9 protein-coding genes are annotated in these 13,931 nt (G+C 59.8%); 3 read left to right on the top strand and 6 right to left on the bottom strand.

Annotated features, from left to right (window positions below):
- Window positions 1-803: 803 nt before the first annotated feature.
- Window positions 804-5,117 (bottom strand): ATP-dependent RNA helicase HrpA, encoded by a 4,314-nt coding sequence (hrpA, locus tag ACTHV6_RS02120; protein WP_441385607.1) that lies wholly within the window; start codon window positions 5,115-5,117, stop codon window positions 804-806.
- 79 nt (window positions 5,118-5,196) lie between these two features.
- Between hrpA and ACTHV6_RS02125 the strand changes: the two genes are divergently transcribed.
- The gene (locus ACTHV6_RS02125) at window positions 5,197-6,225 is read left to right on the top strand and encodes an endonuclease/exonuclease/phosphatase family protein (RefSeq protein WP_441385608.1); all 1,029 of its coding nucleotides are present in this window, start codon (window positions 5,197-5,199) and stop codon (window positions 6,223-6,225) included.
- A 38-nt stretch (window positions 6,226-6,263) separates the two neighbouring features.
- Here ACTHV6_RS02125 and ACTHV6_RS02130 read toward each other — a convergent pair whose 3' ends face one another.
- Window positions 6,264-6,866 (bottom strand): hypothetical protein, encoded by a 603-nt coding sequence (locus ACTHV6_RS02130; protein ID WP_441385609.1) that lies wholly within the window; start codon window positions 6,864-6,866, stop codon window positions 6,264-6,266.
- A 96-nt stretch (window positions 6,867-6,962) separates the two neighbouring features.
- Here ACTHV6_RS02130 and ACTHV6_RS02135 point away from each other — a divergent pair, with 96 nt between their 5' ends.
- Window positions 6,963-7,232, top strand: a complete 270-nt coding sequence (locus tag ACTHV6_RS02135) for a hypothetical protein (protein WP_441385610.1) — start codon at window positions 6,963-6,965, stop codon at window positions 7,230-7,232.
- Window positions 7,233-7,234: 2 nt separating this feature from the next.
- Window positions 7,235-8,176 carry a trimeric intracellular cation channel family protein gene (locus tag ACTHV6_RS02140; RefSeq protein ID WP_441385611.1) on the top strand — a complete coding sequence of 314 codons (942 nt, stop codon included), beginning with the start codon at window positions 7,235-7,237 and terminating at the stop codon, window positions 8,174-8,176.
- Here ACTHV6_RS02140 and ACTHV6_RS02145 read toward each other — a convergent pair.
- From ACTHV6_RS02145 to ACTHV6_RS02160, 4 genes are all read right to left on the bottom strand, one after another.
- The gene (locus tag ACTHV6_RS02145; RefSeq protein WP_441385612.1) at window positions 8,173-9,306 is read right to left on the bottom strand and encodes an App1 family protein; all 1,134 of its coding nucleotides are present in this window, start codon (window positions 9,304-9,306) and stop codon (window positions 8,173-8,175) included. The two genes, ACTHV6_RS02140 and ACTHV6_RS02145, sit on opposite strands and share 4 nt — an antisense overlap.
- 181 nt (window positions 9,307-9,487) lie before the next feature.
- The gene (gene gndA, locus ACTHV6_RS02150; RefSeq protein WP_441385613.1) at window positions 9,488-10,945 is read right to left on the bottom strand and encodes an NADP-dependent phosphogluconate dehydrogenase; all 1,458 of its coding nucleotides are present in this window, start codon (window positions 10,943-10,945) and stop codon (window positions 9,488-9,490) included.
- 26 nt (window positions 10,946-10,971) lie between these two features.
- Entirely contained in the window at window positions 10,972-12,648 is a 1,677-nt protein-coding gene (pgm, locus tag ACTHV6_RS02155) for a phosphoglucomutase (alpha-D-glucose-1,6-bisphosphate-dependent) (protein ID WP_441385614.1), read from the bottom strand.
- A gap of 264 nt (window positions 12,649-12,912) precedes the next feature.
- Window positions 12,913-13,869, bottom strand: a complete 957-nt coding sequence (locus tag ACTHV6_RS02160; protein WP_441385615.1) for a glycine betaine ABC transporter substrate-binding protein — start codon at window positions 13,867-13,869, stop codon at window positions 12,913-12,915.
- Between the last annotated feature and the right edge of the window lie 62 nt (window positions 13,870-13,931).

Here is a 13,931-nt window from a genome sequence, read left to right on the forward strand (position 1 = left end):
GTTCGCGGGACCCACCAGATGAGCACGGCTCCCATGATGGTTGCACAGACGAGTCCAATTAAGCCATCTGCCATACCTTGTATCCATGACTTGTCAGTGAAAAGCCAATTCACAAGAGAAATTGTTGCCACTAAGATCCCGAACCAGATAAATAACCTTAGAAATTTGTGCATACTGGCCTCAGCAGATGTTATCCCAAGGAAGGTATGTTGAGGCGGCATTCCCGACAAGGCCGCATGCGAATCCGATTCCAAATGTCCAGAATCCCAAAGGGATGCAGACCAGACTTTGCCAAGCCACACTCCAAGTGAAGTTGCCAGCATCTGCTCTTGCGCACCCGGTCTTTGGAGACACCATTGGAAGGTTGACTATTGTTGGAGGTTTTCCACCTGGAAACCCTGCTTTCTCCTCTTCTGCTTGAGTAGAGTCACGTTCCTGATACGTGGCTAGAGGGAAACTGTTAGTCGGTAAAGATTCTTGTACAAGGACAAGTTCCATCAGGTCGGCAGGGGGATCTACAGTACTGTCCTCATTTCCAACAGCTGCTCCCGCACTGGCAAGTACGATCGCTGTACATGCAACGGTACTAGTGAGTTTATTCTTGAGTTTCATTGCACTGCCATCTTTCTTCAGTCAGCTTTGATAGAGTGAAATGACAATTTCAATGCTAACGGAATGTAAAATGAGAAACAACCGTTTTACGGCAGCATTCGAATTTACTATTCGAGGATAGATTTGAGATTATCCATTGAGCGTCGGTGGTGGTTTCGGAGGTTAGCGTTGGCTGTCTGCCTGTGAATCCGTCAGATAGATGCCAAGAGTTTGGTGATTCGCTTGGTGCTCACTTTGCCCTGTGTACCTAGTTGCTGAGCGAACAGGGACACCCGAAACTCCTCCAACATCCAGCGGGCTTGTTCAAGCGTCCGCATTGCCCGTAGATCATAGGGTTGGCCCGCAAGCTCTTCGCGTTTAGCATCGATGTGAGAGGATACATCGGAAACCTGCCAAGCGAGCGAATCATCTGCAGCCGGATTTTGGCTCGCCTTCTCCAAGCGGATTGCCGCGGCGTTCAGGTAGCGGATGAGGTGGGGCAATTGTTCCTCCGGAGTACTGAAGAGGAAGCCGGAGGGCATGAGCGCATTGAGCTGATCGTGTAGATCGGACACCGTCGCGAGCAGAGTAATTGAGGTATTGGCCTTGAGCGATTGCTCCACCGAGGCCCATGAGGTGCAGATTCGAGCCGCAAGCGTGGCCAATTCGTGAACATCATCCTCGAAGCGATTGCGAGCCGTCGCGCACAGATCGTCCCAGAGTGCCTGTTCCCGCAGTTCCCCGAGGGACACTCCCTGCTTCTTGGCCCAATGATCCGCGAGGTTGCGAGCTACGGTGAGCTGAAGATCGTCCACCAGAGCGCTGGTGGACGGATACGGTGATCCGGCCAGCCCGAGCGCCTGCAGGGAGTTCCATCGTGATGTGATGCGAGCTTCGGGAAGCTGGAGCGTTTGCTTGAGGAGCTGAATTACTCCTAAACGGTGTTCGCGCACCTGCTGGGCGGGCTCGGACAGAACATCCACGTATACGCCACTCTTGCGGCGAATCAGTGCCGGATAGCCGCGCACGATCATGCCGTGGAGGCCGGGAGTTTCCACTGAAAGGGGAAGATTCTGAGGCCATGTGGTGAGGGGCTCATCTTCAAGAGTGCTCTCCCGTTTGCTCCCTTGCCCGCGCGCGCCATCAGACTGGGCTGGCGCGCCGGACTTGGGCGCTGGCTTGGACTGCGTGGCCGAACCGGAGTTAGCAGAGGCTGAACGGTTATGAGATGTTAGCCCTGCCTTTTCCGACTGGGCTTTCCACGCGGAATCGCTTGGCTGAAGAGATTGCGAGAGTCCTGCCCGCGCTTCATCCAGAGCTTGAGCAACCGCTCCCTTCACTACACCTTCAACCGCGGATTTGGCCCGTGGAGCCAGAGAATTGTGAAGGGCGGACAGGTTGGTGCCCTCTTCGAGCACCGCACCGCGTTCGCTACGAATCCTAAAATGCATCTGGAGGTAGTCAGGCAGCTCGGTGTGCCGCCAGTCATCGTCCGTGATCCAGAATCCGCGGAGTTGGAACACGGCATCGCCGAAGGCATCGTGAAAATTCTGGCCACTGGATGGATCAAGGAGCGGCAGGATCGCCTGTGCTACGTCGGGGGCAGGAACCAACTTGCGCCGCACCTGCTTCGGGAGGGCGCGAATGGTTCCAATCACGAGATCCTCGCGCATGCCCGGTACCAACCAGTCAAAGCCCACGTCCTCCACTTGGGGAAGAAGGGTGACGGGGATGGTAACGGTGACTCCGTCCCCGTACTGGCCCGGATTGAATGTGTATTCCAAGGAAAACGTGAGATCACCTTGGGTCCATTCGCTCGGGTACTCTGCCGAGGAGGCACCAGCGCTCCCGAGCAGTAGTTCAGGCGTGAAATTGAGGAGGCTTTTATCCTTCTCCTTCTTCCACCAGGAATCGAAATGACGAGCGGATACAACATTCTGCGGAATGCGCTCCGAGTAGAAATCGAATATCGCCTGATCGTCCGCAACCACGCCGCGCTTGCGAAGCTTTTCCTCGGTTCGAAGAGCATCCTCCAACGCTTCCTTGTTCCGGGAGAGGAACTTGTGGTGGGAGCGCCATTCGCCCTCCACAAGCGCGTGGCGGATGAACATTTCGCGTGCGAGTTCTTTGGAGGATTCCGTGCCAACGGAAGAGAGCAGGATGTTGCGATCGGCCACCAGAGTCATGCCGTAAAGCGTGACCTTTTCCTTGCACATGGCGGCACCCTTGCGGCTGCTCCAGTACGGCTCAGAATAACTCTTGCGCGTCAGGTGCTTGGCCAGAGGTTCGATCCAGTGTGGTTCAACGGATGCCACGGTGCGAGCGAAGAGCCGGGAGGTTTCCACCAGTTCCGCGGCCATCACCCAATCGGGTGTACGCCGGTGCAATCCGGAGCCTGGCCAGATGACGAAGTGAGTTCCGCGTGCACCCGAATAGTCCTTCGTGCGCTCGCTCCAGTTGCCCAGGTTGGACAGAAGCCCCACCAGCATGGAGCGATGAATGGAACCGGCTTCAGGGGTATCCGATCCTCGCCCAAGCTCCCGGCACGCCGTGGCAACGGCGGCAGAACCCGCCTGCCCGGCCCCGGCGTCACGAATCTGAGCATGGGAGGGAAGTTCGAGCCGATGAATGTCTAGTCCGAGTGGCCGGGCCATCTGCTGGAGCTGGCTCACAACGTCACTCCACTCGCGGTAGCGCAGATAGTTGAGGTACTCGGCGCGGCACGTACGCCTAAACTGCGAACCCGAGAGTTCGCGCTGCTGAGTGTGCAAGTACCGCCACAGTGTGAGGTAGGCAAGAAAGTCCGATGAGCTGGCCGTAAAGCGCGCATGGAGCTGATCGGCCTGCGCGCGCTTCTCCGTGGGGCGCTCGCGAACATCTTGAACCGAAAGGGCAGCCACGAGGATCAGAACCTCGGACGCGCACCCGTTGCGCTGAGCCTCGATGAGCATGCGGCCAAGCCGGGGGTCTAGGGGCAGGCGGGAGAGCTGATGCCCGATCTTCGTCAACCGAGTTCCGTGGCGGGTATCAACGGCGCCGATTTCTTCCAATAACTGCATGCCAGCGCGCACGGCGCGTTCTTCGGGAGGATCAATGAACGGGAACTTGGAGATATCTCCGAGCCCGAGCGAGATCATCTGAAGGATGACCGAAGCGAGCGAGGTGCGCTGAATCTCCGGTTGTGTGAACTCCTCGCGGTGCTCGAAATCCTCCTGAGAATACAGGCGGATACAAATGCCATCAGCAACACGGCCACTTCGGCCCGCGCGCTGATTCGCGCTGGCTTGCGAAACCGCCTCGATGGGCAGGCGCTGAACCTTCGTCTTGTTGGAATACCGCGAAATTCGTGCGGTACCGGGATCCACCACGTACCGGATCCCCGGGACTGTCAGCGATGTCTCGGCAATGTTCGTAGCCAAGATAATCCGGCGAAGCGGATGGGATTCGAAGATGCGATGCTGTTCAGCGGAGGAAAGCCGAGCAAAGAGAGGCAGAACTTCCACAGCTTGCGGCACGCTGGATCGCGCCCCGGGTTCCACATAGCGCCTACCCAGCTCATCGGCGAGTGCCTGCTGGGTATCGCGAATCTCGCCCTCGCCAGAGAGGAACACGAGGATATCGCCGGGGCCTGCGGCCATGAGCTCCTGGCAGGCATCCACGATGCCCGTTGCCTGATCGATGGCGCCGGAACGGCCGGGAGTTTTCGGCTTGCGCGAATGGGTGGGCCCATCCCGGCCATCGCTCTCCGAGGTGTCATCATCCCCGTCAAGCGGCTCGTACCGGATCTCCACCGGGTAGGTGCGGCCGGAAACCTCCACGATAGGTGCGCTGGTGCCGGGCTTTCCGCCCGCGATGTGTTCGCCGAAATGCGCGGCAAAGCGCTCCGTATCGATTGTCGCGGAGGTGACGATTACCTTGAGGTCTGGCCTACGCGGAAGAAGGCGTGCCAAGTAGCCAAGAATGAAATCGATGTTCAGGGAGCGTTCGTGGGCCTCATCGATAATGAGAGTGTCGTAACGCAGAAGATCGGGATCCGATTGGATCTCAGCCAGAAGGATGCCGTCCGTCATGAGCTTGACCATCGTGTCAGGTCCAACTTCTTCTGTGAAACGCACCTGATATCCCACGGTGCCGCCCAGCGGGACGCTCAGTTCATGACAGATTCTTTCAGCCACTGATCGTGCGGCGATTCTGCGGGGTTGAGTGTGGCCAATCATGGCCTCGACGCCCCGTCCCAAGTCCATACAGATCTTGGGTAGCTGGGTGGTTTTACCTGATCCAGTTTCTCCTGCAACGATGACAACTTGATGATCGCGAATCGCTGAAGCAATTTCTTCGCGGCGAGCGGATACAGGGAGCTGTTCTGGATACGTGATCACTGGCTTTTGTGGATGGCGAGATGTCCCCTTGTCCTTCTTGTGGCCATTTGCTGCCGGTTTCTGGTGATCAGACAAATTGCGCGACGAATTGCGGGGCTTCGTATTCTTGCCTCGCGGAGCATGTGAGTGAGCAATCTGATCGGACATACTGCGCTATTCTCCCACACAGAACTGAGGAGATGCGAGTACGATGCCACACGCAGCATCGACGTAGGAGGTTCCCATCATGCGGTTCGTTTGGAGCGCGCTTTCCATCATTGTGGTGGCATGTGCGGTTGTTACCGTCAAGCCCGAGCTCTTGGTAGCCGATTATGCACTCCAAACCCCCTTTGCCCAAATGTTGGCAATGCGAGGATGGATTGCCGTGGGCCTTGCCGCCATTGGCCTAGTGTTCCTCATCTTCGGCGCTCTCAGGTTCTTTGTGGCGCGCCGCGGCCGAATCGCTCTCACCTTTTCGATTGCAATGTTGCTGGTAGCTGGGCTGCACGCTGGCACGATGTACTCTCGCGGTATTACGGACAACGAAGCCTTGGAAGGTGAGTCCACCGGGGCCTCCATCACCGTGATGCAGTACAACACCATGGGTGGTGAAGTGGAGGCAAGCGATCTTGCCGAAACCATTGCCGATAGCGGTGTGAGCGTTGTGACACTGCCCGAAACCTCCACAGAATCCGGCCAAGAGATCGTTGCTGAACTAGCATCTCGTGGCCTCCAATTCCAGCAGTTCGATTCGGGAACATCGGATTACGAAGCCGATTACACCTCAACCGTCATGCTCGTATCTTCAAGCCTCGGGGAATACAGTCAGGAACAGATCTTCGCTAGCCCAGCCAATGGTGCACAAAGCGCTCCGCAAGGGCTCAAGGCCGTTCCGGTGAGCGGTGAGGGCCCCACTCTCATCGCGGTGCACGCGCTGTCTCCTGGCCGTGAGCACATGGAGGCTTGGGCAAGCGAAGCAGAGCAGGCCTATTCGCTCTGCTCAAGCGAACCCAACGCCATCATCTCCGGCGATTTCAATTCGACCAAGGATCACGAGGCGGCACTCGGCCTATCGTGCAAGGACGCCGTGGCGCAGGCCGGTTCTGGCGCCGTCGGTACGTGGCCCGTTGGCTTGCCTCCGCTCTTAGCCTCTCCCATTGACCGTGTGCTGACCACAGGTGGATACGAAGGAGACAGCGCGGCCTTCGTTGATCTGGGTGGATCTGACCATCGCGGCGTGATCGTGCGCCTGAACCCGCAGGGAGCCACCGCATAGGTCATCCTGGCTGGCGGGCGCGGGTGATGTTCGCGCGACTAGCCCGGCTGTTCAGATGTCCCATCGGCAGGGGACTGCGCCAGCTTGGCGAGTTCTGCCAGAGCAACCTTCCAGTAGGCCTTCGTCTCTGGGACGTCAGATTCCGCGCGCAGGCGCGAATGCGTGACCGATACCCGCGTGCGCGGCAAGCCATCACTGCCTTCGGGCAGGTCATAGAGGGCGATGACAACTCGAGAACCATCGGATGCACTCAACCGCAGTGTTTTCCCGGGAGTTCTACCCCGCACCTTGAATTCCACGTCTAGCCAGGAGCGGCGCAGGCCGTCGTCGTCGACAAAAGGCCAAATTTCCAAAGCCGTGAGCTTGACGGACTTGCTCACGGACATCTCGACCGTGCCGTGTTCGCTCTGAGGCGTATCCTTACCGCGGGCGCTCTCGTATTCGAGCGTCACGCTCTGGGCCCACCAGCTATCGACATCGCCCTTCCCGCCCAGCCAGCGCTCGATGCGCCCATGATCCCAGTCTTCTGCGCCGGCTCGGTCCAGCGCCTTGAACCACTGTTTGTGGGTGCGGCCGGTGGTTTCTTTGAGGCGCTCGTCGCTGATCGCGTGGGGCTGCTGCGCCGAAAGTGTGTCAGACATGATTGCCCCCTTCAGGCAATTGACTCACGTCACAGTCTACGGGAGGTGGGCCTAGTCCGATACGCTTGCAGGGTACTTCGATACCAAGGAGAAAACATGCATATTAAGTCCCTTATCGTTGGTGGATCGATCGGCTACGTACTGGGCGCGCGCGCCGGGCGTGGACGCTACGAGCAGATCGCGAAACTCGCATCGAAAATTTGGAACTCTAACCCCGTCAGCTCTGCGAAAGACAAGGCGAAGGACGCCGCTGGCAGTGCCGCCCACGGGCTGAAGGATCGCGCGGAGGCAGCCGCCCCGTTCGGGCGTGGGCAAGATGACACCGATTCCGATGGGACTGTGAAGGTGGCCCCCGTAGACTTTTAGCCGTGGATTTGGCGAGCATTTTTCCGACAGTCTTTCAGATCTTCGATCTGGCCGGCGTGGTGGTAGCCGGTACCCTCGGGGGAATGGTCGCTCGCGAAATGCGGCTAGATATCGTGGGCTTTCTGGCGCTCGCGGTGATGTCCGCGCTGGGCGGCGGAATGATCCGCGATACGCTCCTTCAAATGGGGCCGCCCGTAGCTCTCACCAACCCGTACTATCTTCCCGGTGCCTTCACCGGAGCCATCTTTGCCTTCTTCCTGACTCTGTCCGGCAAGTGGTGGAACCGCTTTCTCTTGGTGGCCGATGCCTTCGTGCTTGGGGCGTGGACTGCCACCGGCGTAGTGAAAACGCTTGAGGGTGGCTTCGGGATCCTGCCCGCCATCTTGATGGGGACAGTGACAGCCGTGGGCGGCGGCATGATCCGCGACGTTGCTGTGGGACGCATTCCCTCGATCTTCGGCGGAAATACGCTCTATGCCACAGCTTCGGTGATCGCCTCCGCTCCAGCGATCATCCTGTGGTATCTGGGCTATCCCACGATCGCAACGGCAGCCTCCACGCTCGTGGCCGGAGCCATCGCCATCACGGCCAGACGGTACCGCTGGAGCCTTCCCGTGAACGATGACTATTCGCTCCGCAAGTCCATTCGGCGCATGCACGATCGGGCCAAGGCGAAGCCCAGGTTCCTCAAAGTGCGGCACGCCCCCGCAGGTGCCGGCTATGGGCGGCGGCGCTTCGGCAGCGTGATTGGGCACGGGAGCGGCCGTGGCCACGGCCGTGTTCGCGGGGCAGGGCGAGATGCTGGGCATGAGGCTGGGCGAGAGGCCGGACCCGCTCAACAGGAGGGGTTTGAGGCGACGTCTGCTGGAACGCCGGGCGGGCCGGGCGCGGCTGCCGGTGGGACGCCGAACGGTCCATCAAACGGCTCACCCTCCGATTCCTAGAACATCTCCCGGATCTTCGCTAGGAGGCCAAAGCCATCCTTTGCAGTGATGAGGGGAACGGAGATGTCCGGGGTGTCCTGCGGCTCAAGCCCCACGAGTGCGCCCTGTGAGAGGACCTTCTCCACGGGGTTGAGCTGGCGCAGGGCGATACCAGCAACATGGCGTGGGTGTTCGCGTGCCAGCTCCCCGTAAATGAAGGGATCGTGCTGGCCATCGTCTCCCACGAGGAACCAGCGAATCTGCGGAAACATGATGATGAGGTTCCGCAGCTGGGTCTTCTTGTGCTCCTGTCCCGAGCGGAAAAGCCCGGTGGGAGTGGGGCCCCAATCGGTCATCAGGAGAGGGCCGGTAGGAAGATGGTTCTCCGTGATGAACTCCTGCATGGCTGGCAGCGTGTTCCAGGCACCGGTGGATAGATAAAACACTGGGCTATCCGGATATTCTCTGAGCAGCTCGGCGTAGAATGCCGCCATTCCGGGAACCGGCTGGCGCGTGTTGGTGCGCCGAACGAAGGAGTTCCACGCCGCCAGAGCCATTCGCGGCAGCCATGTGATGACGATCGTATCGTCCACATCGGATATGAGCCCGAGCTTCGCGTCCGGCTCAATCACAAGAATTGGAGCGGTGGCCGGCTCTCCGGCTCGCGGCGTGATGGTTGCTTCGTGCCAGCCAGGGGCTAGCCCGTGATCGGGGACGAGCAGATCGATGTAGCCGGAGCTGTCCGTGCGCGATTCGATGCGGCGGCCCGCGATCTCCACAGTGACGGGAAGATAGCCTACCTGCGTGGTGAAAAACTGCCGCCAGCCGCGCTCATACTCACGTGCACGCTCCGAAGCAATCTCCACCATGTCATCCACGGCGTCGATCGCGGGACCGTGGGCATCTAGGAGCTGGGAGACCGGGCGCTCCGCCAACGGACTATGGGTGCCGCGCGGCAGGAACGGGAACGTGAATGGCCTGTCCTCATCCGGTGAGACCATGAGGGCCCGCCCCAGCACGCGCAGCTCCGTGGTGGAACCGTAGCCCGTGAATGGGAAGATGCGCGGGAGCCAGCCCTGAGCGCGCCGGCGCACGATTCCGCGCCGGTTGATGCCGTTATCCAGCGCGCGCGCGATATCAGCCAGTGCCACGATTCCCCCTTAACGCTTGCACACGTAACACCCACACCGTGAGCCCGATCGGAGCTCCGGTAGCCACAGCCTCACCAGCCCAAGCCACGGACGCACCAGCCGCGGTCACGCTAGCCTCACCCACAGCCTCACCAGCCCCGGCGGCTAACAGCTACAGTTCCAGCTCCGGTTCCAGCCAGCCCTAGTCCTGCTGCTCCTCGCTGCGGTCTCCGCTCCACAATGTGTGGAAGGTGCCGTCGCGATCAGTGCGGTGATAGGTGTGGGCTCCGAAGAAGTCCCGCTGGCCCTGAATGAGGTTAGCCGGAAGCTTTTCGGCGCGCACGCCGTCGTAGTAGGACAGCGAGGAAGCGAACGCGGGGATCGGGATCCCGTTGAGCGCCGCGTAGGAAACGATCAGGCGCCAATCGTTGACAGCCTTGGCGATCTCTGCGGAGAAGTAATCATCCGCAAGCAGCAGCGGAAGATCTGCGTTGCGCTCGTAGGCGTCCGTGATCGGGTTGAGGAAGGCCGCACGGATGATGCATCCGCCGCGCCAGATCCGTGCCATCGCACCCAGATCGATGTCCCACTCGTACTCCTTGGAGGCTGCACGGATGAGCTCAAAGCCCTGAGAATAGGCCACCATCTTGGAGGCGTAGAGGGCTTGGCGGATGGATTCGATGAAACCATCGGCATCGTCAACCTGCATGCCTGCGGTGTGAGGAGCAAGCGCCGATTGCCCGGCCGCACGCTCAGCAGCGCCACCGGAAAGCGAGCGAGCAAACGTGGCCTCGGCGATTCCCGTGACGGGAACGCCAAACTCCGCCGCCGTTTGCACTGTCCATGCGCCCGTGCCCTTCTGCGAGGCCTGATCCAGCACGATGTCCACGAACGGTTGATCCGTTTCAGGATCCATGTGCTGGAGAACATCGGCGGTGATCTCGATCAGGTAGGAATCGAGTTCCGTGGTGTTCCACGTTTCGAACACCTTGCCAATCTCCGGAGCGGACAGCCCAAGGCCCTGACGCATGAGGTCATAGGCCTCGGCAATCAGCTGCATATCGGCGTATTCGATGCCGTTATGCACCATCTTGACGAAGTGGCCCGCCCCATCTGGCCCCACATGGGTACAGCACGGCACGCCATCAACGTGTGCGGAGATCTTCTCGAACATAGGCCCGAGGCGATCGTAGGATTCCGTGGTGCCACCGGGCATGATCGAGGGGCCCTTGAGCGCGCCCTCTTCACCGCCGGATACGCCGCTGCCCACGTAGTGCAGGCCGCGATCGCGGATGGCGGCCTCGCGCCGCCGAGTGTCCTGATAGTTCGAGTTTCCGCAATCAACGATGATATCGCCAGCCTCCATGAGCGAGGCGAGTTCATCGATCACTGCATCGGTGGCGGGTCCAGCCTTGACCATGATGATGGCAACCCGTGGCGTCGATAGAGAGGCCACGAAATCTTCCAACGATTCGGATGGATAGAATTCGCCTTCACTACCGTGTTCGGCTATGACGCGTTCAGTTTTCGCCGTGCTTCGGTTGTGGATGGCAACCTTGTACCCGTTGCGGGCAAGGTTGCGCGCCAAATTAGAGCCCATGACGGCCATACCGGTGACGCCGATATCAGCAATTCCCACAGGTGGTGTTCCCAGTGACATATATGTGTTCCTTCGAGATTGCTCGCTCAGCCCTTCAAAGCGTTGGATACAACGGCCTTCGCTTCTTCTTGGACCTTCGCGAGGTGTTCGGCACCCTTAAAGGATTCCCCGTAAATCTTATACACGTCTTCCGTTCCGGAGGGGCGTGCAGCGAACCAGGCGTTTTCCGTGGTGACCTTGAGGCCACCAATCTTGGCGTTGTTGCCGGGTGCACGGACGAGCTTACCTGTGATGGGCTCTCCAGCCAGATCCGTGGCGGTCACATCCTCGGGGCTCAAGGCTCCCAGCTTGGCCTTCTCTGCCTTCGAGGCCGCGGCATCGATGCGAGCATATGCAGAATCGCCGTAGCGCTCCACCTGCTCGTCATGCAGCCCGGATGGGGACTTCCCGGTCACGGCAATGATCTCCGCGGCCAACAGATCCATGATGAGCCCATCCTTATCGGTGGTCCACACCGTCCCATCCTTGCGGAGGAAGGAGCCGCCAGCCGATTCTTCGCCACCAAACCCGATCTCTCCGGTGAGCAGTCCTGGCACGAACCACTTGAATCCAACGGGAACTTCCACAACCTCGCGCCCGATGCCGCCAACCACTCGGTTGATGAGTGAGGACGAAACAAGCGTTTTGCCCACGCCAGCTTCCGCGCCCCAACCGGGCCGGTGCGTGAAGAGGTACTCGATCGCCACAGCCAGATAGTGGTTGGGGTTCATGAGCCCGCCATCTGGGGTCACAATGCCGTGACGATCCGAATCCGCATCGTTACCGGTGGCGATATCGTAGGGCGTGTTGCCGCTGGCATCGGGAACCATGCGCTCGCGCAGGGAGGCCATGGCATAGGGGGAGGAGCAATCCATGCGGATCTTGCCATCCCAGTCCAAGGTCATGAACGGCCAGCGCGGATCCACGTCAGGATTCACAACGGTGAGGTCAATGCCGTAGCGCGAAGCGATCTCGCCCCAGTACTCCACGGAGGCCCCGCCGAGGGGATCAGCTCCGATGCGCACGCCGGCCTTCCGGATCGCCTCAAAGTCAATCATGGAGTCGAGTTCACTCACATACAGTTCGCGGAAATCGAAGCCCGCCACCTGTTCCTTGGCCTGATCGTATGGCACACGCTTGATGGCCTTCCACCCGCTTGCCAGGAGCTCGTTCGCACGCGCAGCGATCACCGAGGTGGCATCCGTATCAGCTGGACCACCCGTTGGTGGGTTGTACTTGAATCCGCCGTCACGTGGCGGGTTATGGGACGGGGTGATGACGATTCCGTCGGCCAGCCCCGGACCGTCCTGCCGCAAGCCGTCGGGCGAACCCACGCCGTTAGCCACCAGAATTGCCAGCGATACGGCCGGAGTAGGCGTGTACGAGCCGCGCGAATCCACGCGCACGTCCGCACCGTTAGCCACCAGCACCTCGATCGCCGTCTTCTCGGCAGGTTCGGATAGCCCGTGCGTATCGCGGCCGATGTAAATGGGCCCATCGTAGCCCTGATCGGCGCGATATTCCGCAATAGCCTGCGTGGTTGCGGCGATGTGCGCCTCATTGAAAGCTCCGTCCAGAGAGGAGCCGCGATGCCCAGAGGTTCCGAACACAACCGCCTGGAGCGGATCATTCGGATCGGGTTCGATCGAATAGTAGGCGGAGAGAAGCTCATCTACGTCGATGAGGTCCTCGGCTTTTGCAAGAAGTCCAGCGCGTTCGTTCATGCATATGATTGTCCCACGTCACATTCTTTTGCGCAGCCTGTAATCACAGGACGGAAGTTTGGGAGTACGTGGGGAACCGTCGTCGTCGTTATTTTCCGACGACGACGGCGTTCCAACCCACCCATGGACAACGTATGTGCTCTCTGGACGCGGCATACCGTGTCCACGGGCGCCATAACCGGTCCAACTCCAACTGTGGGGGAAACTAAAGCAGCCCCGGAGGATTGCTCCCCCGGGGCTGCCAGCAATTCAGCTACGGCGTACTTACTCCGTGGCCTCATCGGTTGGTGCTTCGGTGGCATCGCTTTCATCAGCGGAGCCGCCACCGGTCATCGATTCGATGTACTCGGGGTTATCGTTCGCCCACTGCTCGATGATCTCGGCGTAGTTGGACGGATCGTCGTTCTCATTGAGCATCAGGTTCTCAAGCTCATGAAGAGTATCGGAATCCATGGTCCAGTTGGAGATCCACTCGGCTACCTCGGGGTGATCCTCGCTGAAGGTGGCAGAACCGTAGGAGTACAGGGTCTCTGCCTCGCCAAGGGAGCCCTCGGGATCCTCAAGATCCTTGATGTCATAGGCATCGTATGCCCAGTGCGGGTGCCACATGGCCACGGCAATGTTCTCACCGTTGTTCATGGCAGTGTTCAGTTCGGCAAGCATGGCTGGGGTAGAGGAGGTAATGAACTCCATGTTCTCCAGACCGTAGGTGGGGATAACTTCGTCCTCCGTCACCTCGGTGTGGCCCGCTCCTGGCTCAATGCCGATGAGCTGGTTGTTGAACACATCAGCGTTGTCCGCAAGCTCGGTCAGGGAATCGATCGGGGCGTCCGCGTTCACCGCGATGGTGAGCTGCGCATCCTCGTTCCATGCGCCGAGCTCTTCGATATCATCGCCGTACTGGTCAATGTAGCTCTGGTGCGTCAGGGGCAGCCACACGTCCAGCACTGCATCGTAATCGCCGCCGGCGAGTGCCTGGAACACGGGGCCGGGATCGGCCGTCTCGAGGTTAACGGTGTAACCCTCTTGCTCCAGCACGTACTTCCACAGGTTAGAGACCGCAATGGCCTCGTCCCAGTTGAACAGGCCGATGGTGATCTCTTTGCTTTCCTCGCCAGAGCCGTTCGAGCCTTCGCTATCGCTATCGCCACTACATCCGGCTAGGACCAGAGCAGCAGCCGCACCGATCGCAAGGGCGCCGGTACCAATTCGCTTCTTCATGGTGTTTCCTCTTCTTCGTTGGGTCGATTGCTAGATTATGGGGTTGCCCTGCTGGTGATTAG

This window comes from Ancrocorticia sp. (genome assembly GCF_052089425.1).
In the GTDB taxonomy this organism is placed as follows: Bacteria; Actinomycetota; Actinomycetes; order Actinomycetales; family Actinomycetaceae; genus Ancrocorticia.

Coding starts and splice junctions, on each gene's coding strand:
- hrpA (WP_441385607.1), bottom strand. CDS start 5,117: ATGTCCGATCAGATTGCTCACTCACATGCTCCGCGAGGCAAGAATACG.
- ACTHV6_RS02125 (WP_441385608.1), top strand. CDS start 5,197: ATGCGGTTCGTTTGGAGCGCGCTTTCCATCATTGTGGTGGCATGTGCG.
- ACTHV6_RS02130 (WP_441385609.1), bottom strand. CDS start 6,866: ATGTCTGACACACTTTCGGCGCAGCAGCCCCACGCGATCAGCGACGAG.
- ACTHV6_RS02135 (WP_441385610.1), top strand. CDS start 6,963: ATGCATATTAAGTCCCTTATCGTTGGTGGATCGATCGGCTACGTACTG.
- gndA (WP_441385613.1), bottom strand. CDS start 10,945: ATGTCACTGGGAACACCACCTGTGGGAATTGCTGATATCGGCGTCACC.
- pgm (WP_441385614.1), bottom strand. CDS start 12,648: ATGAACGAACGCGCTGGACTTCTTGCAAAAGCCGAGGACCTCATCGAC.
- ACTHV6_RS02160 (WP_441385615.1), bottom strand. CDS start 13,869: ATGAAGAAGCGAATTGGTACCGGCGCCCTTGCGATCGGTGCGGCTGCT.